The 26,409-nt window shown below is 65.5% G+C and carries 27 protein-coding genes and 1 riboswitch; of the genes, 10 read left to right on the top strand and 17 right to left on the bottom strand.

The genetic code is table 11. From position 1 onward, the window contains the following. Positions 1 to 161 precede the first annotated feature (161 nt). The 6 genes from CLM60_RS07710 (at position 162) to CLM60_RS07685 (ending at position 5,562) form a co-directional block, all read left to right on the top strand. A complete protein-coding gene (locus tag CLM60_RS07710; RefSeq protein ID WP_095588690.1) occupies positions 162 to 722 on the top strand; it encodes a F0F1 ATP synthase subunit delta in 561 nt (186 codons plus the stop codon). Next, the gene (atpA, locus tag CLM60_RS07705; protein WP_095588577.1) at positions 723 to 2,261 is read left to right on the top strand and encodes a F0F1 ATP synthase subunit alpha; all 1,539 of its coding nucleotides are present in this window, start codon (positions 723 to 725) and stop codon (positions 2,259 to 2,261) included. A gap of 21 nt (positions 2,262 to 2,282) precedes the next feature. Continuing rightward, on the top strand, positions 2,283 to 3,158 hold the full coding sequence (locus CLM60_RS07700; RefSeq protein ID WP_095588576.1) for a F0F1 ATP synthase subunit gamma: 876 nt from the start codon (positions 2,283 to 2,285) through the stop codon (positions 3,156 to 3,158). 18 nt (positions 3,159 to 3,176) lie between these two features. Next, positions 3,177 to 4,601 carry a F0F1 ATP synthase subunit beta gene (gene atpD / locus CLM60_RS07695; protein WP_095588575.1) on the top strand — a complete coding sequence of 475 codons (1,425 nt, stop codon included), beginning with the start codon at positions 3,177 to 3,179 and terminating at the stop codon, positions 4,599 to 4,601. A gap of 11 nt (positions 4,602 to 4,612) precedes the next feature. Further along, a complete protein-coding gene (locus CLM60_RS07690; RefSeq protein ID WP_095588574.1) occupies positions 4,613 to 5,029 on the top strand; it encodes a F0F1 ATP synthase subunit epsilon in 417 nt (138 codons plus the stop codon). Positions 5,030 to 5,211: 182 nt separating this feature from the next. Next, on the top strand, positions 5,212 to 5,562 hold the full coding sequence (locus CLM60_RS07685) for an H-type lectin domain-containing protein (RefSeq protein ID WP_095588573.1): 351 nt from the start codon (positions 5,212 to 5,214) through the stop codon (positions 5,560 to 5,562). Between the two features lie 13 nt (positions 5,563 to 5,575). Here CLM60_RS07685 and CLM60_RS07680 read toward each other — a convergent pair whose 3' ends face one another. Then, positions 5,576 to 6,592 (bottom strand): ribose-phosphate pyrophosphokinase, encoded by a 1,017-nt coding sequence (locus CLM60_RS07680; RefSeq protein WP_095588689.1) that lies wholly within the window; start codon positions 6,590 to 6,592, stop codon positions 5,576 to 5,578. A gap of 101 nt (positions 6,593 to 6,693) precedes the next feature. On the opposite strand from CLM60_RS07680, the gene CLM60_RS07675 reads away from it, so the two are divergent. Continuing rightward, positions 6,694 to 7,293 (top strand): 2-hydroxychromene-2-carboxylate isomerase, encoded by a 600-nt coding sequence (locus CLM60_RS07675; RefSeq protein ID WP_095588572.1) that lies wholly within the window; start codon positions 6,694 to 6,696, stop codon positions 7,291 to 7,293. Here the strand turns inward: CLM60_RS07675 and CLM60_RS07670 are convergent. The 5 genes from CLM60_RS07670 to CLM60_RS07650 all read right to left on the bottom strand — a co-directional run bounded on the left by CLM60_RS07670 (position 7,290) and on the right by CLM60_RS07650 (position 11,268). After that, positions 7,290 to 8,339: a threonine aldolase family protein gene (locus CLM60_RS07670; RefSeq protein ID WP_095588571.1), complete on the bottom strand. Its 1,050-nt coding sequence runs from the start codon at positions 8,337 to 8,339 to the stop codon at positions 7,290 to 7,292. The genes CLM60_RS07675 and CLM60_RS07670 overlap by 4 nt on opposite strands. A 5-nt stretch (positions 8,340 to 8,344) precedes the next feature. After that, on the bottom strand, positions 8,345 to 8,815 hold the full coding sequence (locus tag CLM60_RS07665; RefSeq protein ID WP_095588570.1) for a YcgN family cysteine cluster protein: 471 nt from the start codon (positions 8,813 to 8,815) through the stop codon (positions 8,345 to 8,347). Between the two features lie 38 nt (positions 8,816 to 8,853). After that, the gene (locus CLM60_RS07660; RefSeq protein WP_095588569.1) at positions 8,854 to 9,792 is read right to left on the bottom strand and encodes a bifunctional riboflavin kinase/FAD synthetase; all 939 of its coding nucleotides are present in this window, start codon (positions 9,790 to 9,792) and stop codon (positions 8,854 to 8,856) included. A gap of 31 nt (positions 9,793 to 9,823) precedes the next feature. Next, positions 9,824 to 10,267 (bottom strand): MaoC family dehydratase, encoded by a 444-nt coding sequence (locus tag CLM60_RS07655; protein ID WP_095588688.1) that lies wholly within the window; start codon positions 10,265 to 10,267, stop codon positions 9,824 to 9,826. Between the two features lie 131 nt (positions 10,268 to 10,398). Further along, positions 10,399 to 11,268: a TIGR01459 family HAD-type hydrolase gene (locus CLM60_RS07650; protein WP_095588568.1), complete on the bottom strand. Its 870-nt coding sequence runs from the start codon at positions 11,266 to 11,268 to the stop codon at positions 10,399 to 10,401. 177 nt (positions 11,269 to 11,445) lie between these two features. Between CLM60_RS07650 and CLM60_RS07645 the strand changes: the two genes are divergently transcribed. After that, positions 11,446 to 12,396, top strand: coding sequence for a DMT family transporter (locus CLM60_RS07645; protein WP_095588567.1), 951 nt, complete (start codon positions 11,446 to 11,448; stop codon positions 12,394 to 12,396). Between the two features lie 794 nt (positions 12,397 to 13,190). On the opposite strand, the gene rimO is transcribed toward CLM60_RS07645, so the two are convergent. Beyond that, complete coding sequence (gene rimO, locus CLM60_RS07635; RefSeq protein WP_095588687.1) at positions 13,191 to 14,567, bottom strand: 30S ribosomal protein S12 methylthiotransferase RimO; 1,377 nt, start codon at positions 14,565 to 14,567, stop codon at positions 13,191 to 13,193. A gap of 112 nt (positions 14,568 to 14,679) precedes the next feature. Here rimO and CLM60_RS07630 point away from each other — a divergent pair, with 112 nt between their 5' ends. Beyond that, the gene (locus CLM60_RS07630) at positions 14,680 to 16,701 is read left to right on the top strand and encodes an AsmA family protein (RefSeq protein ID WP_176473824.1); all 2,022 of its coding nucleotides are present in this window, start codon (positions 14,680 to 14,682) and stop codon (positions 16,699 to 16,701) included. A 72-nt stretch (positions 16,702 to 16,773) separates the two neighbouring features. On the opposite strand, the gene CLM60_RS07625 is transcribed toward CLM60_RS07630, so the two are convergent. From CLM60_RS07625 to cbiE, 8 genes are all read right to left on the bottom strand, one after another. Then, positions 16,774 to 17,964, bottom strand: coding sequence for an amino acid aminotransferase (locus CLM60_RS07625; protein WP_095588564.1), 1,191 nt, complete (start codon positions 17,962 to 17,964; stop codon positions 16,774 to 16,776). 88 nt (positions 17,965 to 18,052) lie between these two features. Next, complete coding sequence (cobF, locus tag CLM60_RS07620; protein WP_095588563.1) at positions 18,053 to 18,808, bottom strand: precorrin-6A synthase (deacetylating); 756 nt, start codon at positions 18,806 to 18,808, stop codon at positions 18,053 to 18,055. 64 nt (positions 18,809 to 18,872) lie between these two features. Next, on the bottom strand, positions 18,873 to 19,550 hold the full coding sequence (locus tag CLM60_RS07615; RefSeq protein ID WP_095588562.1) for an energy-coupling factor ABC transporter permease: 678 nt from the start codon (positions 19,548 to 19,550) through the stop codon (positions 18,873 to 18,875). A 76-nt stretch (positions 19,551 to 19,626) separates the two neighbouring features. Next, positions 19,627 to 19,845, bottom strand: a riboswitch (cobalamin riboswitch). A gap of 18 nt (positions 19,846 to 19,863) precedes the next feature. Next, complete coding sequence (cobA, locus tag CLM60_RS07610; protein ID WP_095588561.1) at positions 19,864 to 20,589, bottom strand: uroporphyrinogen-III C-methyltransferase; 726 nt, start codon at positions 20,587 to 20,589, stop codon at positions 19,864 to 19,866. A 3-nt stretch (positions 20,590 to 20,592) separates the two neighbouring features. After that, entirely contained in the window at positions 20,593 to 21,906 is a 1,314-nt protein-coding gene (locus CLM60_RS07605) for a cobyrinic acid a,c-diamide synthase CobB (protein WP_095588560.1), read from the bottom strand. After that, on the bottom strand, positions 21,903 to 22,688 hold the full coding sequence (gene cobM, locus CLM60_RS07600) for a precorrin-4 C(11)-methyltransferase (protein ID WP_095588559.1): 786 nt from the start codon (positions 22,686 to 22,688) through the stop codon (positions 21,903 to 21,905). Before cobM ends, CLM60_RS07605 begins: the two co-directional genes overlap by 4 nt. Continuing rightward, on the bottom strand, positions 22,685 to 23,053 hold the full coding sequence (locus CLM60_RS07595) for a cobalamin biosynthesis protein (RefSeq protein ID WP_095588686.1): 369 nt from the start codon (positions 23,051 to 23,053) through the stop codon (positions 22,685 to 22,687). Before CLM60_RS07595 ends, cobM begins: the two co-directional genes overlap by 4 nt. After that, positions 23,050 to 24,237 (bottom strand): precorrin-6y C5,15-methyltransferase (decarboxylating) subunit CbiE, encoded by a 1,188-nt coding sequence (gene cbiE / locus CLM60_RS07590; protein ID WP_095588558.1) that lies wholly within the window; start codon positions 24,235 to 24,237, stop codon positions 23,050 to 23,052. Before cbiE ends, CLM60_RS07595 begins: the two co-directional genes overlap by 4 nt. On the opposite strand from cbiE, the gene CLM60_RS07585 reads away from it, so the two are divergent. Further along, a complete protein-coding gene (locus tag CLM60_RS07585; RefSeq protein ID WP_095588557.1) occupies positions 24,236 to 24,985 on the top strand; it encodes a cobalt-precorrin-6A reductase in 750 nt (249 codons plus the stop codon). The genes cbiE and CLM60_RS07585 overlap by 2 nt on opposite strands. Here CLM60_RS07585 and cobJ read toward each other — a convergent pair. Continuing rightward, the gene (gene cobJ, locus CLM60_RS07580; RefSeq protein ID WP_095588556.1) at positions 24,961 to 25,695 is read right to left on the bottom strand and encodes a precorrin-3B C(17)-methyltransferase; all 735 of its coding nucleotides are present in this window, start codon (positions 25,693 to 25,695) and stop codon (positions 24,961 to 24,963) included. The two genes, CLM60_RS07585 and cobJ, sit on opposite strands and share 25 nt — an antisense overlap. Beyond that, the gene (locus tag CLM60_RS07575) at positions 25,692 to 26,408 is read right to left on the bottom strand and encodes a precorrin-2 C(20)-methyltransferase (protein ID WP_095588555.1); all 717 of its coding nucleotides are present in this window, start codon (positions 26,406 to 26,408) and stop codon (positions 25,692 to 25,694) included. Before CLM60_RS07575 ends, cobJ begins: the two co-directional genes overlap by 4 nt. Position 26,409: the final 1 nt, after the last annotated feature.

Below are 26,409 nucleotides of genomic sequence, written 5' to 3'. Positions count from 1 at the left end.
AATGGCTTACATAATGTCATTCTTGGATGTTGCTAGGATAGATTTGCTCTGTTACACCCACGCCGATTTCGGAAGCGCACCCGTTCCGGGGCGCAGAATGATCTGCCTCATTGCCGCGTCCTGCGGAAACTGATGAGGCCAAAGACATCGGAAGGGTGGACGTGTCCGAACCAGCTTCGATCTCCTCCGGCATTGCTGCGCGCTATGCCACGGCCATTTTCGAACTGGCCAAAGAATCCAAACAGCTCGAGTCCCTCGAAAAGGACCTCGGTGAAATCGAGGCCCTGCTGAGCGAAAGCGCCGATTTCCGCGACCTGATCGCGTCGCCGGTCTATGGCCGCGAGGCGCAGAGCGCAGCGGTGACCGCGATCGCCAAGAAGATCGGTCTGTCGGATACCGTGACCAACGCGCTGGGCCTGATGGCGTCCAAGCGCCGTCTGTTCGTGCTGCCGCAACTGGCCGCGGGCCTGCGCGCGATGATCGCCGAGGAAAAGGGCGAGATCACCGCAGATGTCGTCGCCGCGACCGCGCTGAGCGCGGCCCAGCAGGACGAACTGGCCGCGTCGCTCAAGGCGAGCACGGGCAAGGACGTCAAGATCAACACGACCGTCGATGAAAGCCTTATCGGCGGTCTTATCGTAAAAGTGGGCTCGAAGATGATCGATACCTCGATCCGTTCGAAGCTCAACGCACTCCAGAACACCATGAAAGAGGTCGGATAAATGGGTATCCAAGCAGCTGAGATCTCTGCGATCCTGAAGGACCAGATCAAGAATTTCGGTCAGGAAGCAGAAGTTGCCGAAGTTGGCCGCGTGCTGAGCGTCGGTGACGGCATCGCCCGTGTGCACGGCCTCGACAACATTCAGGCCGGCGAGATGGTCGAATTCCCCGGCGGTATCCGCGGGATGGCGCTGAACCTGGAGGTCGACAACGTGGGTGTCGTGATCTTCGGTTCGGACCGGGACATCAAGGAAGGCGACACCGTCAAGCGCACCAACGCCATCGTGGACGTGCCCGCGGGCGAGGCGCTGCTGGGCCGTGTTGTGGACGCGCTGGGCAACCCGATTGACGGCAAGGGCCCGATCGCGGCGTCCGAGCGCCGCATCGCCGATGTCAAGGCGCCGGGCATCATCCCGCGTAAATCGGTGCACGAGCCGATGGCGACCGGCCTGAAATCGGTCGACGCGATGATCCCGATCGGCCGTGGCCAGCGCGAGCTGATCATCGGCGACCGCCAGACCGGCAAGACCGCCGTGGCGCTGGACGCGATCCTGAACCAGAAATCCTATAACGACGCCGCCGGCGACGACGAAAGCAAGAAACTATACTGCGTCTATGTCGCGGTCGGTCAGAAGCGTTCGACCGTTGCCCAGCTGGTGAAGAAGCTGGAAGAAACCGGCGCGATCGATTATTCGATCGTGGTGGCCGCAACCGCGTCCGACCCCGCGCCGATGCAGTTCCTGGCACCCTATGCCGCGACCGCGATGGCCGAATTCTTCCGCGACAACGGCAAGCACGCGCTGATCATCTATGATGACCTGTCCAAGCAGGCGGTTTCGTATCGTCAGATGTCGCTGCTGCTGCGCCGTCCGCCGGGGCGTGAAGCCTATCCGGGTGACGTTTTCTATCTGCACTCGCGCCTGCTGGAGCGTTCGGCGAAGCTGAACGAGGATCACGGCGCAGGTTCGCTGACCGCGCTGCCGATCATCGAAACCCAGGGCGGCGACGTTTCGGCGTTTATTCCGACCAACGTGATCTCGATCACCGACGGTCAGATCTTCCTGGAAACCGAGCTGTTCTATCAGGGTATCCGCCCGGCTGTGAACACCGGCCTGTCGGTTTCGCGCGTGGGCTCGTCGGCCCAGACCAAGGCGATGTCCTCGGTCGCCGGTCCGGTGAAACTGTCGCTGGCCCAGTACCGCGAGATGGCGGCCTTTGCCCAGTTCGGTTCGGACCTGGATGCCGCCACCCAGCAGCTGCTGAACCGTGGTGCGCGCCTGACAGAGCTGATGAAGCAGCCGCAATACGCGCCGCTGACCAACGCGGAAATCGTCTGTGTGATCTTCGCGGGCACCAACGGGTATCTGGACAAGGTTCCGGTGAACCAGGTGGGCCGGTTCGAGGCAGGTCTGCTGACCTTCCTGCGCCAGAAGCACCAGGACACGCTGGACTGGATCACCAACGAAGACCCGAAAATCAAGGGCGATGCTGCTGACCGCCTGAAAGCTGTCATCGACGAATTCGCCAAAGATTTCGCCTGAGGGCAGGTAAGGATCGGATAGATGCCAAGCCTAAAGGACCTCAAGAATAGGATCGAAAGCGTCAAGTCGACGCGGAAGATCACCAAGGCCATGCAGATGGTCGCGGCGGCCAAGCTCCGCCGCGCCCAGGATGCCGCCGAAAGCGCCCGGCCCTATGCCGAGCGCATGAACGCGGTGATGGGCGGTCTTGCGGCTTCGGTCGCGGGATCCTCTGGCGCGCCGCGCCTGCTGTCGGGCACCGGCAGCGACCAGGTGCAGCTGTTGGTCGTCATGACCTCGGAGCGCGGTCTGTGCGGCGGCTTCAACAGCTCGATCGTGAAGAAGGCCAAGGCGCGCATCGAGGCGCTGCAGGCGGCCGGCAAGACGGTCAAGATCCTGACCGTGGGCAAGAAGGGCCGCGAGCAGCTGAAGCGTGACTATGCCAGCCTGTTCGTCGGCCATGTGGACCTGAGCGAAGTCAAGACGCTGGGCTATGTCAACGCGCAGGACATCGCGCGTGACATCCTGGGCCGTTTCGACGCCGGGGAATTCGACGTTGCGACGATCTTCTTCAACACGTTCCAGTCGGTGATCAGCCAGATCCCGACCGAAAAGCAGGTCATCCCGGCCACGTTCGAGCCCGCCGAGGGCGACGAAGGCAGTGCGCTGTACGACTATGAGCCGTCGGAAGAGGGCATTCTGGTCGACCTGCTGCCGCGGGGCGTTGCGACGCAGATCTTCACCGCGTTGCTGGAAAACGCCGCCTCGGAACAGGGCGCGCGGATGTCGGCAATGGACAACGCGACCCGCAATGCGGGCGACATGATCGACAGGCTGACCATCGAGTACAACCGCTCGCGTCAGGCCGTCATCACCAACGAGCTTATTGAAATCATTTCGGGCGCGGAAGCGCTCTAACGGAACCGGAGACGAAACATGGCAAACGCAAAAGGCAAAGTGACCCAGGTCATTGGCGCCGTTGTGGACGTGCAGTTCGACGATCACCTGCCGGAGATCCTGAACGCGCTTGAGACCGACAACAACGGGAAGAAACTGGTTCTGGAAGTGGCCCAGCATCTGGGTGAGAACACCGTCCGGACCATCGCGATGGACGCGACCGAAGGTCTGGTGCGCGGCGCGGTCGTGACCGACAGCGGCGCCCCGATCTCGATCCCCGTGGGCAACGCGACCCTGGGCCGGATCCTGAACGTGATCGGCGAGCCTGTGGACGAGCAGGGCCCGGTGAAGGCATCGGAAACCCGTGCGATCCACCAGCCCGCGCCCGAGTTCAACGAACAGTCGACGGAATCGGAAATCCTGGTCACCGGCATCAAGGTCATCGACCTGCTGGCACCTTACGCCAAGGGCGGCAAGATCGGCCTGTTCGGCGGCGCCGGCGTGGGCAAGACGGTTCTGATCATGGAACTGATCAACAACATCGCCAAGGTGCACTCGGGCTATTCGGTGTTCGCCGGTGTGGGTGAACGGACCCGCGAAGGCAACGACCTGTATCACGAGATGATCGAATCCAACGTGATCAAGCCCGACAACCTGGAAGACAGCCAGGTGGCGCTGGTCTATGGCCAGATGAACGAGCCTCCGGGGGCGCGTGCCCGTGTGGCGCTGACCGGCCTGACCCTGGCCGAACAGTTCCGCGACCAGTCCGGGACCGACGTTCTGTTCTTCGTCGACAACATCTTCCGCTTTACCCAGGCGGGTTCCGAGGTGTCGGCGCTGCTGGGCCGTATTCCTTCGGCTGTGGGCTATCAGCCGACGCTGGCCACCGACATGGGCGCGATGCAGGAACGCATCACCTCGACCAAGCAGGGTTCGATCACCTCGATCCAGGCCGTCTACGTTCCCGCGGACGACCTGACCGACCCCGCGCCGGCAACCACCTTTGCGCACCTGGACGCCACGACCGTTCTGTCGCGCGCCATCTCGGAGCTGGGCATCTATCCGGCGGTTGACCCGCTGGACAGCTCGTCGCGCCTGATGGACCCCGCCGTTGTGGGGGAAGAGCATTACAAGGTCGCGTTCGAGGTTCAGGGTATCCTTCAGCGTTACAAGTCGCTGCAGGACATCATCGCGATCCTCGGCATGGACGAACTGAGCGAAGAGGACAAGCTGACCGTGGCCCGCGCCCGGAAGATCCAGCGTTTCCTCAGCCAGCCGTTTGACGTGGCGAAAGTCTTCACCGGTTCGGACGGTGTTCAGGTTCCGCTGGAAAAAACCATCGCCTCCTTCAAGGCGGTTGTGGCCGGTGAATACGACCACCTGCCCGAAGGCGCGTTCTATATGGTCGGTGACATCGACGAAGTGATCGCCAAAGCCGAGAAAATGGCAGCCGACGCTGCCTAAGGGGGCCCTTGATGGCAGATACGATGCAATTTGACCTGGTGTCACCGGAAAAGAGCCTGGCCTCGCTTCAGGTGACAGCGGTCCAGATCCCGGGCGCCGAAGGCGACCTGACGGCCATGCCGGGCCACGCACCGCTGATCACAACGCTGCGTCCCGGTATCCTGAAGGTGGCTTCGCCCGAGGGCGATCTGGAATTCGTCGTGACCGGCGGATTTGCCGAGATCGGCGAGGGCCTGTCGGTTCTGGCCGAGCGTGCCCTGCCCGTGGCCGAAATGACCAAGGAGGCCTATGACGCCCTGGTCGAGGAAGCCCGCGCCGCGCATGCCAGCGCCCAGGAGGCCAGCCATAACGAGCCTGGCCCGGTGGACGATGCGGCCAAGCTTTTGGCCGACATGGTCGCCATGGGCACCCATGTGGGCCTTGGCTGATCGCCGCTGATCACTGAAAACCAAAAACCCCGCAAGAAATTGCGGGGTTTTTTGTTGCCCGGCGGGCGGTGCGGTCCGCGCCACACACGTCTTGCGTGATTAACATTGCGATTTACGCCTGTTAGGGACAAAATACCGACCGGTTTCGACTAAAACGGGCTTTCCGAAGGGTACATTTTTATATGCAGCGTATGGAATCACGTTCACTGGGTGTGGCGCAGGGAACGGCAATCCTGTTTTCAGATTTCGATTCCGGCGGTCCGATGTGGACCGGCACAGGGCCGCGAGTGGTGACCCATGCCGTGACATTCAAGGACCGGTTCCGGTCCAAACCGGCGGTGACCGTGGGCATCGGCATGTGGGACATGGCCAGCGGTGCCAACATCCGCGCCGATATCTCGGCCGACAATGTGACGGCCGAGGGGTTCGATATCGTGTTCAAGACCTGGGGCGACACCCGTATCGCCCGCATCCGCGCCGACTGGATGGCCATTGGCGAAACCCGGTCGGACGACGATTGGGAGCTTTACTGAGCCCCCAACCGCATCAGCTGCTGTACAGCCCCTCATAGATCGGGGCCAGCGTGTCGTGCTGGAACAGCGACGAGACCGACGTGCCGTTCCAGGTGTTCAGGATCGCCTGGGCGAACATCGGCGCGGTTGGCACGATGCGGATATTCTTGGCCTTCTGCGTGGCCTTGGTGGGTTCGATCGAATCCGTGATGACCAGGCTTTTCATGACCGAATTGGTCACCCGTTCGACCGCCGGTCCGGACAGCACACCGTGTGTGATATAGGAATGCACCTCTTTCGCGCCGTGCTGCATCAGCAGATCGGCGGCCTTGCACAGCGTACCGGCGGTGTCGCACAGGTCGTCGACGATCAGGCAGGTCTTGCCCTTCACATCGCCGATCACGGTCATCTCGGCGACTTCGCCGGGCTTTTCGCGGCGTTTGTCGACAATGGACAGCGGCGCGTCGATCCGCTTGGCCAGCTCACGCGCGCGGGCCACGCCGCCCACATCGGGCGACACGACCATCAGCTCTTTCATGCGGCCCTTGAAATTGTGCTGGATGTCGAGCGAGAAGATCGGCGCGGCATAAAGGTTGTCGACCGGAATGTCGAAGAATCCCTGGATCTGCGTCGCGTGCAGGTCCATGGTCAGGATCCGCTCGATACCGGCACCAACCATCATGTTGGCCACCAGCTTGGCGCTGATCGGTGTGCGGGCCTTGGTCCGGCGGTCCTGGCGGGCATAGCCGAAATAGGGGATCACCGCCGTGATGCGGGCCGCCGAAGACCGGCGCAGCGCATCGGAAATGATCAGCAATTCCATAAGGTTGTCGTTGGCGGGGTTCGACGTGGACTGGATGATGAACATGTCCTCGCCGCGCACGTTCTCGTAAACCTCGACGAAGATTTCACCGTCGTTGAACCGTTCGACACGGGCATCGACCAGGCCGACATGCGCCCCACGATGCATCGAGATACGTTTCCCGATCTTTTCGGCCAGCGGCAGGTTGGCGTTTCCAGCAATAAGCTTGGGTTCGGTAAGAGTGGGCATGGCAGCGATCCCGGTGCAGTCTGATGACAGATTCGTGACGTGGGTTTCGCTTATCACCCCGCTACGATCTTGCAAACCACGCGCGACAGGGAGCCGCCAAGATGACGCAAATTGACTACTATTTTTCGATGATCTCGCCCTTCACCTATCTGACCGGCACAAGGTTGGAAGAGATCGCCGAAAAACACGGCGCCGGCGTGGCTTACAAACCGGTGGATATTGGCCAGCTGTTTGCGCGGACGGGGGGCACGCCGGTGCCGCAGCGTCACGAAAGCCGCCAGGCCTATCGCCTTCAGGAATTGCGCCGTCAGGCGGCCAAGGCGGGCTTGCCGCTGAATGCCAAGCCGATGTTCTGGCCGACCAATGCCGCGCCGTCGGCCTATGCGGTGATCGCGGCGCAATCGGCGGGCGGGGGCGATCTGGGCGGGTTGGTGCACGGGCTGTTGCGCGCCTGCTGGGCCGAGGAGAAGGATATCGCCGAAGACGCGGTGATCCGCACCTGTCTGGAACAGGCCGGGTTCGACGCGGGTCTGGCCGATAGCGGGCTGCTGGCGGGGGCCGAGACCTATGCCGCGAACCTGGAAGAGGCCGTGTCGCGCGGTGTCTTCGGCGCGCCGTTCTATATCACCGATGGCGACGAACGGTTCTGGGGGCAGGACCGGCTGGACGATCTGGACCTGCATCTGGCGGGCAAGATCTAGCCGCGCAGGATCTCGATGAACCGCTCGATTTCCGGGTCGGTCGTGCACCAGCTACAGGCCAGCCGCACATGCACGCGATCCTCGGGCAGGGTGGCGGGGTCTTCGGCGGGCCATTCGGCATAGCGCGCGCCCGCCGCGCGCAGCCGGGCATCGGCGGCGCGGGGCAGGGTGGCAAAGACCAGGTTGGCATCGGTGGGCTGGGTGATGCTGGCGCCCGGGCTGCGCGCCACCGCATCGGACAGCCAGCGCGCGGCGCGGTTGGCCCGCCGCGCCAGCGTGCGCCACAGATCGTCCTGCAACAACGCCAGCATCTGCGCCGACAGATAGCGGTTTTTCGACGCCAGATGCCCGGCCTGTTTCCGGCGGCGCTGAAACTCCCACGCCAGCGCCGGGTCGAAGATCACCACCGCCTCGACCCCCAGCAGCCCGTTCTTGGTGCCGCCCAGGCACAGGATGTCGGCGCCTGCCTTCCATGACAGCTCGGCCGGGGTGCACTCCAGCGCGACAAGCGCATTGGCGAAGCGCGCGCCGTCCATATGCACGCGCAGCCCGTGGTCGCGGGCAATCGCGGTCAGCGCGGCCAGATCCGACGGGCCATAGACCGTGCCGTATTCGGTGGCATTGGTCAGCGACAGCGGCCCCTTGGCCACGTGGTGAATATCCGTCTCGTCAATCGCGTCCAGCGTATCGGCCAGCGCGGCGGGATCCATCCGGCCATGCGCCCCGGGCAGCAGCGTCAGCTTGGCGCCGCCCGTCATGAAGCCCGGCGCGCTGCATTCATCGACCTCGATATGCGCTGCGTTATGGGCAAAGATCGTCCCCCACGGCGGACACAGGCAAGCCAGCGACAGCGCATTCGCGGCGGTGCCGGTGGTGACCAGAAACACCTCGGCCTCGGGCGCCTCGAAGATCTGGCGGATGCGCAGGGTCAGCTGCTCGCTCAGCGCATCGGCGCCATAGGATCGCGCGTGACCCGCATTCGCGGCCTCGATCGCGCGCAGGATTTCCGGCGGGGCAGGGGCGGCGTTGTCCGAGGCGAAATCCATGGCGCTTACAGCTCTTCGTCGATCACGTGGTCTTCCCAATCCTCGACCGGCACTTCGATCTCGGGCAGGGTCCAGCCCTGAACCGATACGCCCGCCTCGTGCACGCTGTCGGCCCGGCCCGATACCAGCGGGTGCCAGTCGGCCAGCTTGCGCCCCTCGTAAAGGCGGCGATAGGCGCAGCTTAGCGGCATCCAATAGGCGATGTCGGCGATATTACCGGGCGTCAGCACCACGCATTCCGGCACGATGGTCTTGCGCACCTGGTAATGCGCGCAGCGGCAGGTTTCATCGTCCAGCAGCTTGCAGGCGATGCGTGTGAACACGACCTCGCCGGTGTCGGCGTCTTCCAGCTTGTTCAGGCAGCACTTGCCGCAGCCGTCGCACAGCGCCTCCCACTCGGGTTGGGTCATCTTTTTCAGCGGCACACGTTCCCAGAACCGGGGACGCAGCCCGGTGCGTGTGATCGGGTCGGTCATGGGCAAGAGCCTAGCGTTTGTTCAGCGAAAAGAAAGGACTAGAGCGCTTTGAGGATCGCGCGCGCCTGATCGCAATCGGCGTGCATCTGCGCGACCAGCGCGTCCAGGGTCGTATACGCGACCTCGGGGCGCAGGTAATCGACCAGCGCGACCGAGACATGGGTGCCGTAGAGATCGCCGGCAAAGTCGAAGATGAAGGTCTCGCAATTCGGGACATTGGTCCCGAATGTGGGCCGGATCCCGACCGAGGCCGCGCCGTGATAGCTGCCCTTGTGCGGGCCGTCCAGAATGTCGATCAGCACCGCATAGATGCCGAATTTCGGCGGGTGCAGCCGGTCGACCGACATGTTTGCGGTGGGAAAGCCCAGATCGCGGCCGCGCTTGTCGCCGTGCAGCACCGCACCTTCGATCCGGTGCCAATGGCCCAGCATCGCGGCGGCGTCGCGCGGGCGGCCTTCGGACAGGGCGGTGCGGATCGCGGTGGACGAGACCGGCGTGCCCAGATTTTCCAAGAGCGGCACCAACGTTGTTTCGAACCCCATCTGCTGGCCGAACGCCTTCAGGTCCTGCGCGGTGCCCTTGCGGCCCTTGCCGAAACAGAAATCGGCCCCCACCACCACATGGCGCAGGCCCAGCCCATCGGCGATCACCTGACGCGCGAATGCCTCGGGCGTCAGACCGGCCAATGCGGCATCGAAGGGCAGTTGGAACAGCTGTTCGACACCCAGCTTGGCCAGCCGGTTCGATTTCGCCTCGGCGTTCATCAGGCGAAAGGGCGGGGCGTCGGGTGCAAAGAACTCGCGCGGGTGGGGCTCGAACGTGACCACGCCCAGCGGCGCGTCATGGGTGTTGGCCCAGTTCCGGGCAATGTCCAGAACCGCCTGATGGCCCAGATGCACACCGTCGAAATTGCCAATCGCGGCGCTGGCGCCGCGATCTTCCGGTGATAGACCCGTAAATTCCAGATGCGTCTTCATCGGCCCCCGGGCGTGCCGGGTTCCGGCACAATCAGTCGAACTTGCGGCTGGGCGCCAGAACCAGCGCTTCACCCTTCAGAACGACCGTATCGCCCACCACACACAGACATTCAAGGGCCACGCGCCGCTTGTCGAACTGGATGTCGGTCACGATGACCTCGGCCATCACCACGTCGCCGGGGCGGACGGGGGCCAGGAAGGTCAGCGATTGCTTCAGATAGATCGTGCCATGGCCGGGCAGTTGTTCGCCGATCACGGCCGAGATCAGCCCGGCGGTCAACATGCCATGGGCGATGCGCCCTTCGAAGATCGTGTCCTGTGCATAGCTGTCATCCAGGTGCACCGGGTTGTGGTCGGTGGACACTTCGGCAAACAGCTCAATGTCGCGATCGGTGATTTCCTTGCGCAAATGGCGGCGCATACCGATCTCGATATCCTCGATGCAAATCGTTCCGCGTGGCATATTGTCGAGCATCTGCTCCTCCAATTCCATGTTGCAGCGCAGCATAGACAAACCGCCCGGGCTGCGCAATCGCGAAAGCAACTTTAGGACCTATGTTGCCAATTTGGCGCAATTATGTTGCTTGGCTGATCGACTGTTTCGGATCAGCGCAGGAAGCCGATGGCATAGGTCGGGGCCGATTTTTCCTTATCCAAAAAGCGGTTAAGCGCATCTTCATCGGGTTGCCGGGTGGTTTCGGTCTCTGCCGCGGCCAGACCGCCGGTGATGAACAGGCTGTCGATATCCTCGCCCATCGCGCCGCGGATATCGGTGGCGATGCCGTCGCCAATGGCCAGGATTCGGTCATCCGATACCCGCGCCACCTGGGCCAGGCGCCGCCGGGCCAGATCATAGATCGGCGGGTGCGGCTTGCCGAAATACAGGCTCTCGCCCCCCATTTCGGTATAAAGCCGCGCCACCGCGCCCGCGCACCATTCGCGCACCTCGCCCCGGTCCACCACGATATCGGGGTTGGCGCAGAGCAGCTTCATGCCCATCTGCTTGGCGTAAAGCAGCTGCGGGCGCAGCTCGGCGGGATCGGCATGGGGGTCGAACGGGCCGGTGCAGACGATTCCCTCGGCCTCGTCCAGCGGCACCTGGCTGATCTCGACCGGGTCCTCGATGATCTGCAGCGGGTCGAAAAAGGTCTGGTCATGCGGCTCGCCGATGAAAAACACCTTTTGCCCCACCGCGCCGCGATACATGGCGGCCCGGGCGCTGTCGCCCGATGTGGTGATGGTGTCCCAGGCATCCTCGGGCACGCCCAGAACGGCCAGTTGCTTTGCCACGCTGGCCCGGTGGCGCGGCGCGTTGGTCAGCAAAACCACCACGCCGCCCGCCGCGCGATACGCCTGTAGCGCCGCAACCGCGTCGGGAAAGGGTTTGCGCCCGTCATGCACACAGCCCCAAAGGTCGACGAACAATGCTTCGTATTCTGATGAAATCTCCGACAGGCGTTCGATCATACGTGTCATGCGTGGCCCTTCCCTGCGCAACCTTTTGCCCGTTCAACGCGCATTCGGCGCCGTTGGGTCCTTGGGTGCTTTCTATTGCGCATCGTCCCGCTTGGCGAGGGGGTGCGTGGCCCGCGCGGCGCTTGCCACAGGCGGCAAACCGTGATTGGCTTTGGCTAAACCCACAGGAACAGCGCGATGATTTTCAAAGGCATTCTTTTTGCCCTGGCCGCTTTTGGCCTTTATGCGACCCATGACGTGGTGGTGAAGACCCTGGGGGGCAACTATTCCCCGATTCAGATCGTCTTCTTCTCGACCCTGATGTCGTTCCCGCTGGTCACGTTCATGCTGATGAACGACCGGACCCAGGGCAACCTGTTGCCGGTGCGGCCGGTCTGGACGCTGCTGCGGTCGGCCAGCGCGACAATCGCGGTGTCGTCGGCATTCTATGCGTTTTCGGTGCTGCCGCTGGCGCAGACCTATGCGATTCTGTTTGCCATGCCGCTGTTGATCACGCTGCTTGCGATCCCGATCCTGGGCGAGCGTGTGGGCCTGCACCGGGGGGCTGCGGTGGCGCTGGGGCTGATCGGGGTGATCGTGGTGCTGCGCCCGGGTTCGGCCGAACTGTCGCTGGGTCACCTGGCGGCGCTGATGGCGGCGGTCTTCAGCGCGCTGGCCGGGGTCATCGTGCGCAAGATCGGCCAGGAGGAACGGATGGTCGTCCTGATGCTGTATCCCATGGCGCTGAACTTTCTGGTGATGGGGCTGCTTCTGCCCTTTGTCTATCACCCGATGCCGCTCTTGGATCTGGGCGGGCTGGCGCTGGTGTCGGTCTTCGGCTTTGCCGCGGGCCTGTGCCTGATCGCCGCCTATCGCTATGCCGAGGCCGCGATCGTCGCCCCGATGCAATATTCGCAGATGCTGTGGGCCACCGGCTATGGCGCGCTGCTGTTCGACGAAAGCGTCGACAGCGCCACGCTGACCGGCGCGGGGATCATCATCCTGTCGGGGCTCTACATCGTCTTCCGCGAGGCCCGCGGAGGCCAATCCCGCACCACACCCGTGCTGCGCACCCGCTCGCGCGCGGCCACATCGATGTCGTTCCGGATCTCGCCCATGTTGCGGCGGTTACGGGTGCGGGGGGAGTAGCAGTATGTTTCGGTTCTTAATCTGTATTACATGATGCCAAGTGTTGTTGGGTTATCCACAGCATTTCTCCATACATCTGTTGACGGGTCCGCAATATGCTGTGTATAACTTTTTTAAGTTCGCCATATTTTGCGGAAACCCGGCAAATATGGTGGTTTATCCGTTGACATTGAAATTGATGCGCGCCAGCCTTCCTTTTGACAGCTGGTGAATCAGAAACGCCGCCATGGTGGCTAGACCAAGGCGGCGTGATGCTCCAGCTCCGCTTCCTGGGAAGGTCGCGGCGGTCATTCGGAGAACATCTTCTTTCAATAGAAAGAGGACGAGTGAGTCAAGCGGCCTTCGATCACAACCTTAGGCACAGTTATGTCTTACTATTACCTAAACCGAAACGCCCAACCTGATGGATATCACGAAGTGCATGTCGACTCGGGGACATGTCCATTTCCGCCAGATACGGAAAATCGTGTGCCTCTCGGCTGGCACAGCACATGCGCAAGTGCGTTAGCTACTGCGCGTGCTTACTACCCACTGGTTGATGGTTGCCATTGGTGCAATCATCCTTGTCATACGCGATAGGTGCTATCATGGCGACGAACCCGCCAAGCGGCGACGGAAAACGAAACGGAATGGTGCGTGGGCGTTCGCAAACGCAAGCGCCCAACGGAAATTGGGTCAAGCGCGACACGAAGACCGGGCGTTTCATGGATCAGAAAACTTCTAGCAAGACGCCATTCAAGGGTGTCCGAAAAGAGAGATGAGGCACGAATTTGCGGGCGGTTTTTCCGCCCGCATCACACAGCCTTTCGCCCCCACAAATCATACTCCCCGGCCTCGTCGACCTCGACACTCACGATATCGCCCACCTTCAGCCCCTCGGTACCCTCGTCGATGAACAGGTTACCGTCGATCTCGGGGGCGTCGGACTTGGTGCGGCAGGTGGCGATGCCGTCTGCGTCGATATCGTCCACGATCACGTCCATGCGCTGGCCCACCTTGGCGGCCAGTTTCGCCTCGGAGATCGCCTGGGCCTTGGCCATGAAGCGGTCCCACCGGTCCTGTTTGACTTCATCCGGCACATGGTCGGGCAGGGTGTTTGACCGCGCGCCCTCGACATTTTCGTATTGAAAGCAGCCGACACGATCCAGCTGTGCCTCGTCCATCCAGTCCAGCAGGGTCTGGAATTCATCCTCGGTCTCGCCCGGATAGCCCACGATGAAGGTCGAGCGCAGGGTGATCTCGGGGCAGATCGACCGCCATTCGGCGATCCGGTCCAGCGTGCGTTCGGCGGCGGCGGGGCGGGCCATGCGGCGCAGCGTGTCGGGGTGGGCATGCTGGAACGGGATGTCCAGATAGGGCAGCACCAGCCCATCCGCCATCAGCGGGATCAACTCGCGCACATGCGGATAGGGATAGATGTAATGCAGCCGCACCCAGGCGCCGAGCGACCCCAGATCGCGCGCCAGATCGGTGATATGGGCGCGGTGGCCATGTCCCTCGGCATGTTTGATGTCGACGCCATAGGCGCTGGTGTCCTGGCTGATGACCAAAAGCTCGCGCACGCCGTTTTCGACCAGCTTTTCGGCCTCGCGCACCACCGCATGGGCCGGGCGGCTGGCCAGCTTGCCGCGCATGTCGGGGATGATGCAGAACTTGCACTTGTGGTTACAGCCCTCGGAGATCTTGAGATAGCTGTAATGGCGCGGGGTCAGTTTCACGCCGCTGGCGGGCAGCAGGTCGATGAACGGGTCGGGGTCGGGCGGCACCGCGCCGTGGACGGCGTCCAGCACCTGTTCGTATTGGTGCGGTCCGGTGACGGCCAGAACCGATGGGTGGGTGCCGCGAATGTAATCCTCTTCCGCGCCCAGACAGCCGGTGACGATCACCCGGCCGTTTTCCGTCAACGCCTCGCCAATCGCTTCCAGGCTTTCGGCCTTGGCCGAATCCAGAAACCCGCAGGTGTTCACGATCACGGCGTCGGCGCCGGCATAATCGGGGCTGATCGCATAGCCTTCGGCGCGCAGCCGGGTCAGGATGCGTTCGCTGTCGACCAACGCCTTGGGGCAGCCCAGGCTGACAAGGCCCACGGTGGGCTGACCGGCGCGGCGGGCGTCGGCAATGCGGGGGGCGGGGGCGCGGTCGGGGCGCAGATCGGGCGGGTTTTGTACCATGCCGCCCCTATATCGCAGGGCAATCGCGTGGGAAAGCGCGCTCTTGCCTTGTTGGGTGGGCGGCTTGGCCCTAGATTCAGGGGCAAGTGTGTTCAGGTTGGGAGGCTGCGCCATGCGGTGGCTTTTGCGGTTCTTGTTGTCCCTTGTCATTCTGGCGGTCCTGCTGATCGGCGGTCTGTTCCTGTTGCCCGCCGACAAGATCGCGGGGCTGGCCAGCGAGCAGCTGCGCGCCGCCACGGGCCGCGATGTGACGCTGACCGGGCGGCTGGCCCCCACCGTCTGGCCGCAACTGGGCGTGTCGACCGGGCCGGTGACGCTGTCGAATGCCAGCTGGTCCGAGGCCGGCCCGATGCTGCGGGCCAAGGGGTTGTCGGTGGGCCTTGATGCATCGGCGCTGATCGGCGGGCAGATCAAGATCCGCAAGCTGGAGCTGCGCGGGCCGCAGATCATCTTGGAAAAGGCCGCCGATGGCCGGGTGAACTGGGATCTGGCCGTGGCGGATGCCGCGGCACAGACGGTGGAGCCGGGCGGCACTGGCACCGGCGGCGCGGCCAAAAGCAGCGCGCCGACCGAATTTTCCATCGACCAGGCCGAGATCAGCGATGCCACCCTGCGGTTCATCGACCACGCGGCGGGGACCGAAACGCGGATCGACGGGCTGACCGCCCGGATTACCGCGCCCGAATTCACCGGCCCTGCGGATCTGTCGGTTCAGGCCACGCTGAACGGCCAGCCGATGCAGGCCGAGGCGCATCTGGACCAGCTGGCCGCGCTGCTGGTCGGGCAGGTCAGCGGCATGAAGCTGGACCTGTCGCTGGGCGAGACCACGCTGGATTTCGCGGGCCGTGGCGGGTTGGAGCCGCTGGCGGCCGAGGGGCAGATGTCGCTGAAAAGCGGCGATCTGGCCGGGGTCTTTGCCGCGCTGGGCCAGCCCGCGCCCGAGCTGCCCGCCGATCTGGCCAAGGGCCTGTCGCTGAGCGGCGGGCTGACCTATGCCCCCGCCGGGTCGGTGCATCTGCGCCAGGCGGTGCTGCGCGCGGGGTCGAACCAGTTGGCGGGTGACGCGGACCTGACCCTGGACGGCAAGCCGCGCCTGACCGGCAGCTTCACCACCGATGCGCTGGACCTGAGCCCCTTCATGGCCGACACGCCCAAGGGCGGTTCGGGTGGCAATGGCGGTGGCGGCGGCAAGAAATCCGCCGGGGGCTGGTCGACCGATCCCATCGATGTCAGCGCGCTGGCCGCGCTGGATGCCGAGGTCGCGCTGGACGCGGGCAGTGTCGATTTGGGCGACACCAAGCTGGGGCGCACCCGCATCCTGGCCACCCTGACCGACCGGCGGCTGGTGCTCACCCTGCGCGAGGTGCGGGCGCATGACGGGCTGCTGACCGGGGAATTCGTGGTCAACGGGCGCGGCGGGCTGTCGGTGGGCGGCGATCTGAACGCGCAAGGGGTCGGGATGCAAAGCCTGCTGTCGGAGCTGGCGGGGTTCGACCGGCTGCTGGGCGCGGGCAACCTGCAACTGAATTTCCTGGGGTCCGGCAACAGCATGGATGCGATCATGAAAAGCCTGAAGGGTGACGGCAAATTCTCGGTCGGCAAGGGCGAGTTGCGGGGGCTGGACCTGGCGGGGATGCTGCGCAACCTCGACACCTCGTACGAGGGGCAGGGCGCCAAGACGATCTTCGACAGCATCGGTGCGAGCTTTGCGATCAGGGACGGCGTGCTGCGCAACAAGGACCTGAGCCTGCTGGCACCGCTGTTGCAGGCGGTGGGTCTGGGCAAGGTCGACCTGGGCGGCCAGACGCTGGATTACCGCGTGACGCCCACGGCGTTTTCCGGCGCGGATGACGAGGGGGTGAAGGTGCCGCTGCTGATCACTGGCACCTGGGCCAGCCCCAAGTTCAAGCTGGACCTCAAGGCGCTGGCCGAGCAGGAGCTGGAGCTGGAACGCCGCAAGCAGGAACTGGAAGACCGCGCCAAGGCCGAGACCGAAAAGGCCAAGGCGCGGGCCGAAAAGCAGGTCGGCAAGAAGCTGGGCGTCAAGGCCGAGGATGGCGAGTCGCTGGAGGATGCCGCCAAGCGCCAGCTGCGGGACGAGGCCAAGAAATCCCTGCGCAAGCTTTTCGACTGACCGGCGCGCAGGGCGCACAGAAAAAGGGCGGCGCCGTGCGGTGCCGCCCTTTCACGTTCGAAAGCGGTGCGATCAGTCGCCGGTGGTGACCTTGGCCACCGCTGCGGCCAGGATCGGCACGGTTTGCGCGTTCAGCCCGGCCACGTTCATCCGGCTGTCGCCGATCACATAGATGCCGTGATCATTGCGCAGGGTGTCGACCTGCGCGGGCGTGATCCCCAGCATCGAGAACATGCCGCGATGACGGCCGATGAAATCGAACCGGTCGGAATTGGTCAGGCGTTGCAGTTCGGCGGCCAGCTGTTGGCGCAGGTCCAGCATGCCGGTGCGCACCTGTTCCAGCTCGGCCTCCCAATCGGCGCGCAGGGCGGGATCGGTCAGCACCATGCTGACCAGCCGCGCGCCGTGATCGGGCGGGAAGGAATAGGTCTGGCGGTTCAGAAAGTTCAGGTTGCCCTGGTTCAGCGTTTTCAGCCCGCCATCCTGCGCCACGGCCATCAGGATGCCGGTGCGTTCGCGGTAAACGCCGAAATTCTTCGAACAGCTGGCGGCGATGATGGTTTCCGGCACGGACGAGGCCACCAGCCGTACGGCGGCGGCGTCTTCCTCCAGCCCGTCGCCGAACCCCTGATAGGCGATGTCGATCATCGGGATCAGCCCCTTGGCCAGCAGCGTGTCGATCACCGCCTGCCACTGATCCGCGGTCAGGTTCGCGCCCGTTGGGTTGTGGCAGCAGCCATGCAGCAGCACCACGTCGCCCGGCGCCGCACCGTTCAGATCGGCGATCATGCCGTCGAAATCGACCGTGCCCGTCGCCGGTTCGAAATAGCGATAGGGGCGGTTCTTGATCTGAAGGTAATTCAGGATGCTGACATGGTTGCCCCAGGTCGGGTTCGACACCCAGACCGTGACATCGGGGTTGGCCATCCGCGCCAGGTCAAAGCCCAGCCGCACCGCACCGGTGCCGCCCGGCGTGGCGATGCTGGCGACCTTGTCGCGCGCCACGGCGTCGCCCAGAACCAGCGCCACCATCGCGTCGTTGAATTCCGGCGCCCCGGCCAGCGCGACATAGGTCTTGGTATCCTCGACCTCCCACAGCTGCTTTTCGGCGGCCTTGATGGCGCGCATGATCGGGGTGTGGCCGGTGGCATCCTTATAGACACCAACGCCCAGGTCGATCTTGTCGGTGCGGGGGTCTTCGCGGAAAATCTGCATCAGCGCCAGGATCTTGTCGGCGGGATGGGTCGGCAGATCGGAAAACATCGGGGCCAGTCCTTTTCTGAGGGGGTAGGGGGCCGTTCGCAGGCGGTTCAGACCATGCCTCAGAGCGTCTGACAGGGCAACTGGGAATTCAGCGCGTCCGCCGCATCAGATAGATATCCATGATCCAGCCGTGCCGCGCCCGTGCCTCGGCCCGGGCCGCGACGATCTGCGGGCCGACTTGCGCCAGCAGGCCGGTGATGCGGATCTCCTCCGCCATCCCGGCATAGGCCGACCACCAGATCTCGACCCCGTCGGGGTCCAGCGCCTGAAACGCGCCGCCCGCGTCCAGCATCACCACCACGGTATCGGCGCCGTCGGGCCAGCCGTGGTCGCGGATCTGGCGGCCGGTGGTGATCTGCACCGGCGCGCCGATCTCGTTCAGCGTGATCGCGTGGCCGGCGGTCAGGCTTTGGATCGCGGTGATGCCGGGAATGACGGTCAGGGTCAGCTTCATCCGCCGTTGCAGCCGCTCGGCGATGCGCATCGTGCTGTCGTAAAGCGATGGATCGCCCCAGACCAGAAAGCCCACACGGCCGGTGCCGCCGGTCGCTTCCATGATCTCGGCCTGCCAGATTTCGGCGATCACGTCGTGCCAGTCATCGACGCGGGTGCGGTAATCGGCGGTGGCCGCGTCGCGCACGGGCAAGTCGAATTCGCGCAAGACCGGGCCGTCAGGACCCAGATGCTCGGCACAGATCTGGCGGCGCAGGGCGGCCAGATCGTCCTTTTGCGCGCCCTTGTTCGGGATCAGGATCACATCGGCGCTGCGCATGGCATCAATGGCCTGCAGGGTCAGGTGCCGTGGGTTGCCCGCCCCGATCCCGATCAGCAAAAGCTCCAACATGCGCTGCCCCCAAATGAAAAACGCGGCCCCCGAAGGCGCCGCGCCAGACCCCAATGGGTCGAAATCAGCCCGCGTTGTGCAGGCGCGGTTCGAACAGGCCGTTGCCGGTCAGGCCGCGCAGCGATTTCGCCACGGCCAGCACCGCCAGATCGGCCAGCGGCTCGACCAGAACGACCAGCATATAGGCGCCGCCAAAGGCCAGAACCGAGCTGACATTCGCTGCGCCGAAGCCCTGACCATAGAACGCCCAGAACGCCACCCAGGCCACGACGCCACCCTGATAGGCGGTCGAAAGCGCCAGCGCCTGGCTGTATTTCAGGTCAACATAGGCGGTGCCCGGCGCGATGATGCGCTTGGCCAGCTCGCGCATCGCATACAGCGGCACCAGCAGCGTGGTGATGTTGATGAAATATTGCGGCAGATCGAAGGGCGCAAAGAAAACGCCCTGCGCCAGCAGACCCAGCGCCAGGCCAAAGGCCGCAGGCGCCGCGCCGAACAGCAGGAACAGGGTCGAGCCCAGGATGAAGTGAACCTCGGACACGCCGACCGGGTAATGCGGCAGAACCTGGAAGAAGCAGAACACCAGCGCGGTCGTGGCAACGGTGCGCGCGGCAAGCGAGGCGACGCCGCTTTCCTTTACCGCGTCCCACGCCAGTTTCGCGCCAACAGTGGCGGCACCGGCGGCGGTGACGAAGCTGAGCGCCATTTTCGCGCCGTGAACGATTCCGGGTTCGATATGCATAAACTTTTCTCCCTGCCGTCTCACCCGACGGCGTTGCGATGTGTGGACCGCGTGGCGCGGCATGGTGCGGGGCCGATTCATCGGCCCCATGACGGCAGGTCTCCTGACTCGCGGGTCGTCGCTTTCCCGGGCCTTCCCAACCCCCGGATGGGGTCAGTGGCATGTGCCGGGCACGCTCGCCGCTTACAGTTGCGGGGGCAGTCACGGAATTGGCGCCTGATGGCTACACCGCACCGTGTTCCCTTTTCATCCCCTGAGCTTCATGTCGTGGGGAACCGTCAGGTTTCGGGGTCTCATGCCGGACCCGGGCTTGTCAAGCGTCCTGCGCCGCCAGCGGGCCATAAAGGATCAGCGCGGGTGCGCCCCTGGTGTCGGCGGGGATGGTTTCGGCCAGGGCGGCGACGGTGTGGCGGCTTAACACCTGATCTGGCGTCGACACGGATTCGGCCAGCATCGCGGGGGTGTCGGGCGGCAAACCGGCATCCAGCAGCAGCTTGGCAAAGGCCTGGAACGTGCGGCGGCCCATATAGACGACGGTCGTCGCCTCGGCGTCGGCCAGCGCGGCCAGGTTCAGGTTCTCGGGCAGGGCGCCGGTCACGTCATGGCCGGTCACGAACTGCACGCGCCGCGCGGTCAGCCGCCGGGTCAGCGGGATCGCGGCGGCGGCGGCGGCGGCCGAGGCCGCGGTGATCCCGGGGATGACCTCGAACCCGATCCCGGCGGCGCGCAGGGCTGTGATCTCTTCCTCAAGCCGGCCAAAGATCCCCGCATCGCCGGATTTCAGCCGCACCACCCGCGCGCCGGTCTTGGCATAGTCGACCAACAGCCGGCTCACGTGATCCTGCCGGGGCGACGGGCGACCGGCGCGTTTGCCCACGCCCACCAGATCGGCATCGTCGCGCGCGTGGCTCAGGATCGGGCCGGATGACAGATCGTCGAACAGCACCGCATCGGCGGTCTGCAACCGTTTGACCGCCTTGACGGTCAAAAGCTCGGGGTCGCCGGGACCCGAGGATACGAAACTGACGAATCCGCTCATGCGCTAGCTCGCCCTTGCAATCAGGTGAAAGAATGTACCCGTGGCATGGCCGCAACGCGAGCCTGTTTCCGGCACTTCGGCGCCATTGGCGTCGGTCACGTGGGCCAGCGGCGCGTCGGGCTGGGACAGGATGGTGGAATAATGGAATTCGTGCCCGCGCAGACGTGCGCCCGCCGCATGGCCCGGCAGGGGCGCCGCAAGCTCGGCCAGCCGATAGCCCAGATGCATCTTGCGCTTGGCATAGGATGTCTCCAGCCCCAGCAGCCCGGCCATCTGGTGGCGCGTGCCGTCCTTGTCGACCAGCCCCGCGCCCATCGCCATATAGCCCCCGCATTCGCCATGCACGGGCCGGGTTTCGGCAAAGGCTTGCAGCCCTGCGCGGAATGTCTCGGCCGCGGCCAGTTGCCCCGCGTGCAGTTCCGGGTATCCGCCGGGCAGCCAGCAGATATCGGCGCTGTCATCGGGGGCTTGGTCGGCCAGGGGGGAGAACGGCAGAACCTCGGCCCCTTGCGCGCGCCAGCTGTCCATCAGATGCGGATATACGAAGGAAAACGCCGCATCGCGGGCCAGCGCGATCCGTTGACCCGGCGGCGGGACGGGCGTTACCGCCGCATCCGGCGCCTGCGTGGGGCGGGCCGCCGCGATCAGCCGGTCCAGATCCAGATGACCGGCGATGAACGCGCCCGCATCGGTCAGGATCTGGTTCAACGTGCTGTGTTCTTCGGCCTGCACCAGCCCCAGGTGGCGTTCCGGCATCTCGATGCTTTTCAGCCGGGGGAGGGCGCCCAGAACCTCGATCCCCGTGCCACGGAAGCCCGCGCGCAACAGCGCCTCGTGCCGTGGGCTGGCGACCCGGTTCAGCACCACGCCCGCCAGGTCGACATCCGGGCGCATGGTGGCAAAGCCGCGCGCCACGGCGGCGGCCGATTGCGCCTGGCCCGAAGCGTCAAGGACCAGCACCACCGGCCAGCCGGTCAGCGCGGCAATGTCTGCGCTGGCGCCGATGCCGGTCTCGCCGGGGCTGGCGACACCGTCAAACAGGCCCATGGACCCTTCGGCCAGCACCAGATCGGCGCCCGATGCCACGCCCATCAGCCGCCCCAGCAGCCCCGGGGCCATCGCCCAGCTGTCCAGATTGACCGAGGCCTGCCCCGCCGCCGCGCCGTGAAAGCCCGGATCGATGTAATCCGGTCCGCATTTGAACGGCTGCACCGCCACGCCGCGATCGGCCAGCGCGCGCAGAAGCCCCAGCATCAGCGTGGTCTTGCCCGTCCCCGACGCAGGGGCCGAGATCAGCAGGCCCGGGGGCAGGGTCATTCCGTCCCCTCCGGGAAGCGCGGGTTGGTGCCCACGGGGCGATAGCGGCGGTCGTATTCGCCCGCGTACAGACGGCTTTCGCCGAACTCCTCGGCCCCGATGGCGCGGCCCACCAGGATCAGCGCGGTGCGCCCGCGTTCGCCGCCCGTGGCCTCGATCACGGTGTCCAGCGTGGCGCGGATCACCTTTTCGTCCGGCCAGCTGGCGCGCCAGACCACGGCCACCGGGCAATCGCCGCCGTAATGCGGGGTCAGCCGGGCCACCACGTCATCGAGCACATGTACCGACAGGTGGATGGCCAGCGTCGCGCCGGTCGCGGCGAAGTTTTCCAGCGTCTCGCCCTCGGGCATGGCGCTGGCCCGGCCCGAGGTGCGGGTCAGCACCAGCGATTGCGCCACGCCCGGCAGGGTCAGCTCTGCCCCCAGCAGCGCGGCGCTGGCGGCAAAGGCGGGAACCCCCGGCGTCACGTCATAGGGGATGCCCATCTCGCGCAGCCGCCGCAGCTGTTCGCCCATCGCCGACCAGACCGACAGGTCGCCCGAATGCAGCCGCGCCACATCCTGGCCCGCCGCGTGGGCGGTGGCGATCTCGTCCATGATCTGGTCCAGCGACATCGGCGCGGTGTTCACGATCCGCGCGCCGTCGGGGCAGTGATCCAGCAGCGCCTCAGGCACCAGCGACCCGGCATACAGGCACACGGGGCACGCCGCGATCAGGTCGCGTCCACGCAGGGTGATCAGGTCGGCGGCGCCGGGGCCTGCGCCGATGAAATGCACGGTCATGTGTCTGGTCCTTCTGCAAGGGCGGCGGTCGCCATGCCGTCGCCCGAAATCGCCCTGGGGGCAAGCAATACCGCGCCCGCCCCCGCCACGGCCAGCGCGGCGGCCTCGGCCAGGCTGCCGGTGCCGAATTGCGCGGCCACGCGGGCCGACTGTGTCTGTGTTTGCTGCGCGGCCAGCCGGTCGGCATCGACCGCATGCAGCGGCAGGCCAAGCCGTTTGGCCAGCGCGCGGATCTGTGGCGCATCGGCCTTGGTCGCGGCAGTGGCCAGCGCGTCGATGCGCGCGGTTCCCGCCGCCAGCTGCAGCGCCTGTTGCAGGTCGTCCAGCGTCGCCGCGCCGCGAAATCCGATCCCCGCCACGATCATCGCGTGACCGCCCATTGCAGCTGCGGGCGCGCGGGCGTCCAGCCCTGCATCCGTCCCAGCGGTGCGGCCTCGGCCATATCCATGCGCAGAAGCTGTCCCCGCTTGGCCTGATGCCAGCGCATCAGCAGCGCCTCTGTCTCCAGCGTCACGGCGTTGGCCACCAGCCGCGCGCCGGTGGGCAGGCGGTCCCACAGCGCGGTCAGCAGGTCGTCATTCGCGCCGCCGCCCACGAAGATCGCATCTGGTGTCGGCAGGGCGTCCAGCCCGCCGGGTGCGGTGGCGTGGTGTGCGGTGATGCGGTGGTCCAACCCGAACCGCGCGGCGTTCTCGCGGATATTCTCCAACCGGTCGGCGCGGGTTTCCAGCGCATGGGCCGTGGCGCGCGGCGCGGCCAGCGCCCACTCGACGGAAACCGAGCCAGAGCCCGCCCCGATATCCCACAGGCATTGCCCGGCGCGCGGGGCGAGTGCTGCCAGCGTCAGGGCGCGCATGGCCGGTTTGGTGATCTGACCGTCGCTGGCAAACAGATCCGACGGCAGGCCCGGCGTCGCAGGCAGGCCCGGCGCGCCCGAGGCCGCGATGGCGATGGCCACGGGGGCCTCGAAACTGCGAGCGCCCAGATCGGCGGCGGTGGTTGTGACAACCGCCTCGCGCGGGCCACCCAGCGCTTGCAGGACCGCTACCGCGCTGTTGCCGAAGCCTTGCGCCACCAGCCAGTCTGCCAGCGCCGCAGGCGCCGCGCCGTCGCGCAGGGTGGCGATGATCTGCTGTCCGGGGGTCAGCACCGGGCGCAGCCGGTCGAACGGCGCGGCGTGCAGGCCCAGGCACAGCGTGTCCTCCAACCGCCAGCCCATGCGCGCCGCCGCCAGTGCAAAGGTCGAGGGCGCGGGCAACGCGCGCCATTCGCCGGGCGCCAGCGCGTCGGCCAGCGTGCTGCCCGCGCCGAACCAGAACGGATCGCCCGACACCAGAACCACGACCCTTTGCCCGCGCAGCGCCAGCACCGGTTCGATGGAAAACGGAATCGGCCAGGGGTGGCCCCGGTCGCCCGCGCGTGCCAGGTTCAGGTGCCGCAACCCGCCGAACACGACCTCGGCCCCGTTGATGGCGGATCGGCTTGCATCCCCCAGCCCGCTCGGGCCATCTTCGCCGATACCGACGATTGTCAGCCACGGATCAGCCATGACACGCATCCTTCTTCTGGGCGGTACGACCGAAGCCTCGGCCCTGGCCCGCGCGCTGGCCGACAGCGGCGCGGATGCGGTCTTTTCCTATGCCGGGCGCACCAAGGCGCCGATGGCGCAGCCGCTGCCCACGCGGGTGGGCGGGTTCGGTGGCGTGCCGGGGCTGGTGCGGTATCTGCGCGCGGCTGGCATCACCCATCTGATCGATGCCACCCATCCCTTTGCTGCGGGCATGAGCCGTAATGCCATCGCCGCCGCCGGGGAAACCGGCGTTGCGTATTGCGCGTTGGAGCGGCCCGCCTGGGTGGCCGGGCCGGGCGACGACTGGCACCATGTGGCCGACATGGCCGGGGCGGTCGCCGCGCTGCCGGACGATCCGGCGCGGGTGTTTCTGGCCATCGGCAAACAGCATGTGGCCGATTTCGCCGCCAAGCCGCAGCACCATTACCTGTTGCGGCTGGTCGATGCGCCCGACGGGCCGCTGCCGCTGCCCGATGCGCAGGCGGTGATCGCGCGCGGGCCGTTCACAACCGACGCCGACCGGGCACTGATGGCGGACCATCGCATCACCCATATCGTAGCCAAGAATGGCGGCGGCGCGGGCGCGCGGGCCAAGCTGGACGCGGCGCGCGATCTTGGCCTGCCGGTGATCCTGATCGACCAGCCCGCCTTGCCACCCCGCCGGACATTTGACAGCGCGAAGGATGTGATGCGCTGGCTGGGTCATGCGACCGACCGGGGGGTGTAAAGGTAGCCGCCCACCCGGCGGGTATCGGCATTGCCGACGATCACCAGCGTGCGCATATCGGCCATGTCGGCGGTGGCCTCGGCCAATGTCACGGTGTTCAGCGTCTGGTCCGGGCGGCTGACATTGCGCGCGAAAGAGATCAGAACCTCGGGGCCCGCCTCCTCGCGCAGGATCTCCAGCGCGCGGCCGAACTGATGCGGCCGGGATTTCGAGCGCGGGTTGTAAAACGCCATCGCGAACCCGGCCTGCGCGGCCAGCCGCAGGCGCTTTTCGATCAGCTCCCACGGCTTTAGATTGTCGGACAGGTTGATCGCGCAGAAATCATGGCCCAGCGGCGCGCCAAGCGCGGCAGCGGCGGCCAGCATCGCGGTGATGCCGGGCAGCACGCGGATGTCCAGATCGTGCCAGTGGGGGGCGTCCTCCAGCGCCTCGAACACCGCGGCCGCCATGGCAAAGACGCCCGGATCGCCCGAGGACACCACCACGACGCGCTTGCCCTCGGCCGCCATCTGCAGCGCATGGCGGGCGCGGTCGATTTCCACCCGATTGTCGCTTTCGTGCAAGGTTAGTCCGGATCTGGGCGCAATCCGACGCACATAAGGTATGTATCCGACAATATCGGTCGCCGCATCAATCGCGGTGCGGACCTCGGGCGTGACCAGATCCTCGTTCCCCGGGCCAAGCCCCGCGATGACGACCCAACCGGTCATGGGCGGCGCCCTTGGCCGTGGATCAGCACGATGGCGAAATAGGGCGTGTCGCCGGTGAACTCGGTCAGCTTCTGCACGCTCTGGCCCGGCATGGTGCCGCGTTCGACCAGCCATGCATCGTCGAGCCGCCCGGCGGCGGCCAGCGCACGGGTCAGCTTGGGCAGATTGCGCCCGATCTTCATCACCACCAGCGCGTTGGTGTCGGCGATGCGGCGGGTCAGCTCATCCTCGGGCAGGGTCGCCATTGCCACGGTCAGCACGTCATCGCCCCAGGTGATCGGCTGGTCGGTCGCCGTCCAGCAGCCCGACATGCCGGTGATGCCGGGCACGATTTCAACCGCCGCGCGCCCTTGCAGCCGCGAATGCAGGTGCATGAACGAGCCATAGAAGAACGGGTCGCCCTCGCACAGGACGATCACGTCGTCGGTCTTGGCCAACGCTTCCAACTGGTTGGCCCAGTCGTCATAGAACTCGGCCAGCAGGCGCTTGTATTCGGGGTCGTCGAAAGGAATTTCCGTGGTGACCGGGTATTCCATCGGGTGTTCGACCGCTCCGTCCGCCAACATCCCGTTGACGATCTGGCGCGCCTGGCCCTTGCGCCCGGCCTTGCGGAAATAGGCCACATGGCGCGCGCCCCGGATCAGCCGGTCGGCACGCACGCTCATCAGATCGGGGTCGCCGGGGCCCAGCCCCACACAGATCACACGTCCCATT

This window comes from Actibacterium ureilyticum (genome assembly GCF_002285435.1).
In the GTDB taxonomy this organism is placed as follows: Bacteria; Pseudomonadota; Alphaproteobacteria; order Rhodobacterales; family Rhodobacteraceae; genus Actibacterium_C; species Actibacterium_C ureilyticum.
The sequence above is the reverse complement of the archived record's forward strand: the minus strand, read 5'-3'. Positions and strand labels throughout refer to the sequence as shown.

Bases quoted from the DNA above. Each gene is read 5' to 3' on its own strand.
- atpA (WP_095588577.1), top strand. From the start codon at position 723: ATGGGTATCCAAGCAGCTGAGATCTCTGCGATCCTGAAGGACCAGATC.
- CLM60_RS07700 (WP_095588576.1), top strand. From the start codon at position 2,283: ATGCCAAGCCTAAAGGACCTCAAGAATAGGATCGAAAGCGTCAAGTCG.
- atpD (WP_095588575.1), top strand. From the start codon at position 3,177: ATGGCAAACGCAAAAGGCAAAGTGACCCAGGTCATTGGCGCCGTTGTG.
- CLM60_RS07690 (WP_095588574.1), top strand. From the start codon at position 4,613: ATGGCAGATACGATGCAATTTGACCTGGTGTCACCGGAAAAGAGCCTG.
- CLM60_RS07685 (WP_095588573.1), top strand. From the start codon at position 5,212: ATGCAGCGTATGGAATCACGTTCACTGGGTGTGGCGCAGGGAACGGCA.
- CLM60_RS07680 (WP_095588689.1), bottom strand. From the start codon at position 6,592: ATGCCCACTCTTACCGAACCCAAGCTTATTGCTGGAAACGCCAACCTG.
- CLM60_RS07675 (WP_095588572.1), top strand. From the start codon at position 6,694: ATGACGCAAATTGACTACTATTTTTCGATGATCTCGCCCTTCACCTAT.
- CLM60_RS07670 (WP_095588571.1), bottom strand. From the start codon at position 8,339: ATGGATTTCGCCTCGGACAACGCCGCCCCTGCCCCGCCGGAAATCCTG.
- CLM60_RS07665 (WP_095588570.1), bottom strand. From the start codon at position 8,815: ATGACCGACCCGATCACACGCACCGGGCTGCGTCCCCGGTTCTGGGAA.
- CLM60_RS07660 (WP_095588569.1), bottom strand. From the start codon at position 9,792: ATGAAGACGCATCTGGAATTTACGGGTCTATCACCGGAAGATCGCGGC.
- CLM60_RS07655 (WP_095588688.1), bottom strand. From the start codon at position 10,267: ATGCTCGACAATATGCCACGCGGAACGATTTGCATCGAGGATATCGAG.
- CLM60_RS07650 (WP_095588568.1), bottom strand. From the start codon at position 11,268: ATGACACGTATGATCGAACGCCTGTCGGAGATTTCATCAGAATACGAA.
- CLM60_RS07645 (WP_095588567.1), top strand. From the start codon at position 11,446: ATGATTTTCAAAGGCATTCTTTTTGCCCTGGCCGCTTTTGGCCTTTAT.
- rimO (WP_095588687.1), bottom strand. From the start codon at position 14,567: ATGGTACAAAACCCGCCCGATCTGCGCCCCGACCGCGCCCCCGCCCCC.
- CLM60_RS07630 (WP_176473824.1), top strand. From the start codon at position 14,680: ATGCGGTGGCTTTTGCGGTTCTTGTTGTCCCTTGTCATTCTGGCGGTC.
- CLM60_RS07625 (WP_095588564.1), bottom strand. From the start codon at position 17,964: ATGTTTTCCGATCTGCCGACCCATCCCGCCGACAAGATCCTGGCGCTG.
- cobF (WP_095588563.1), bottom strand. From the start codon at position 18,808: ATGTTGGAGCTTTTGCTGATCGGGATCGGGGCGGGCAACCCACGGCAC.
- CLM60_RS07615 (WP_095588562.1), bottom strand. From the start codon at position 19,550: ATGCATATCGAACCCGGAATCGTTCACGGCGCGAAAATGGCGCTCAGC.
- cobA (WP_095588561.1), bottom strand. From the start codon at position 20,589: ATGAGCGGATTCGTCAGTTTCGTATCCTCGGGTCCCGGCGACCCCGAG.
- CLM60_RS07605 (WP_095588560.1), bottom strand. From the start codon at position 21,906: ATGACCCTGCCCCCGGGCCTGCTGATCTCGGCCCCTGCGTCGGGGACG.
- cobM (WP_095588559.1), bottom strand. From the start codon at position 22,688: ATGACCGTGCATTTCATCGGCGCAGGCCCCGGCGCCGCCGACCTGATC.
- CLM60_RS07595 (WP_095588686.1), bottom strand. From the start codon at position 23,053: ATGATCGTGGCGGGGATCGGATTTCGCGGCGCGGCGACGCTGGACGAC.
- CLM60_RS07585 (WP_095588557.1), top strand. From the start codon at position 24,236: ATGACACGCATCCTTCTTCTGGGCGGTACGACCGAAGCCTCGGCCCTG.
- cbiE (WP_095588558.1), bottom strand. From the start codon at position 24,237: ATGGCTGATCCGTGGCTGACAATCGTCGGTATCGGCGAAGATGGCCCG.
- cobJ (WP_095588556.1), bottom strand. From the start codon at position 25,695: ATGACCGGTTGGGTCGTCATCGCGGGGCTTGGCCCGGGGAACGAGGAT.
- CLM60_RS07575 (WP_095588555.1), bottom strand. From the start codon at position 26,408: ATGGGACGTGTGATCTGTGTGGGGCTGGGCCCCGGCGACCCCGATCTG.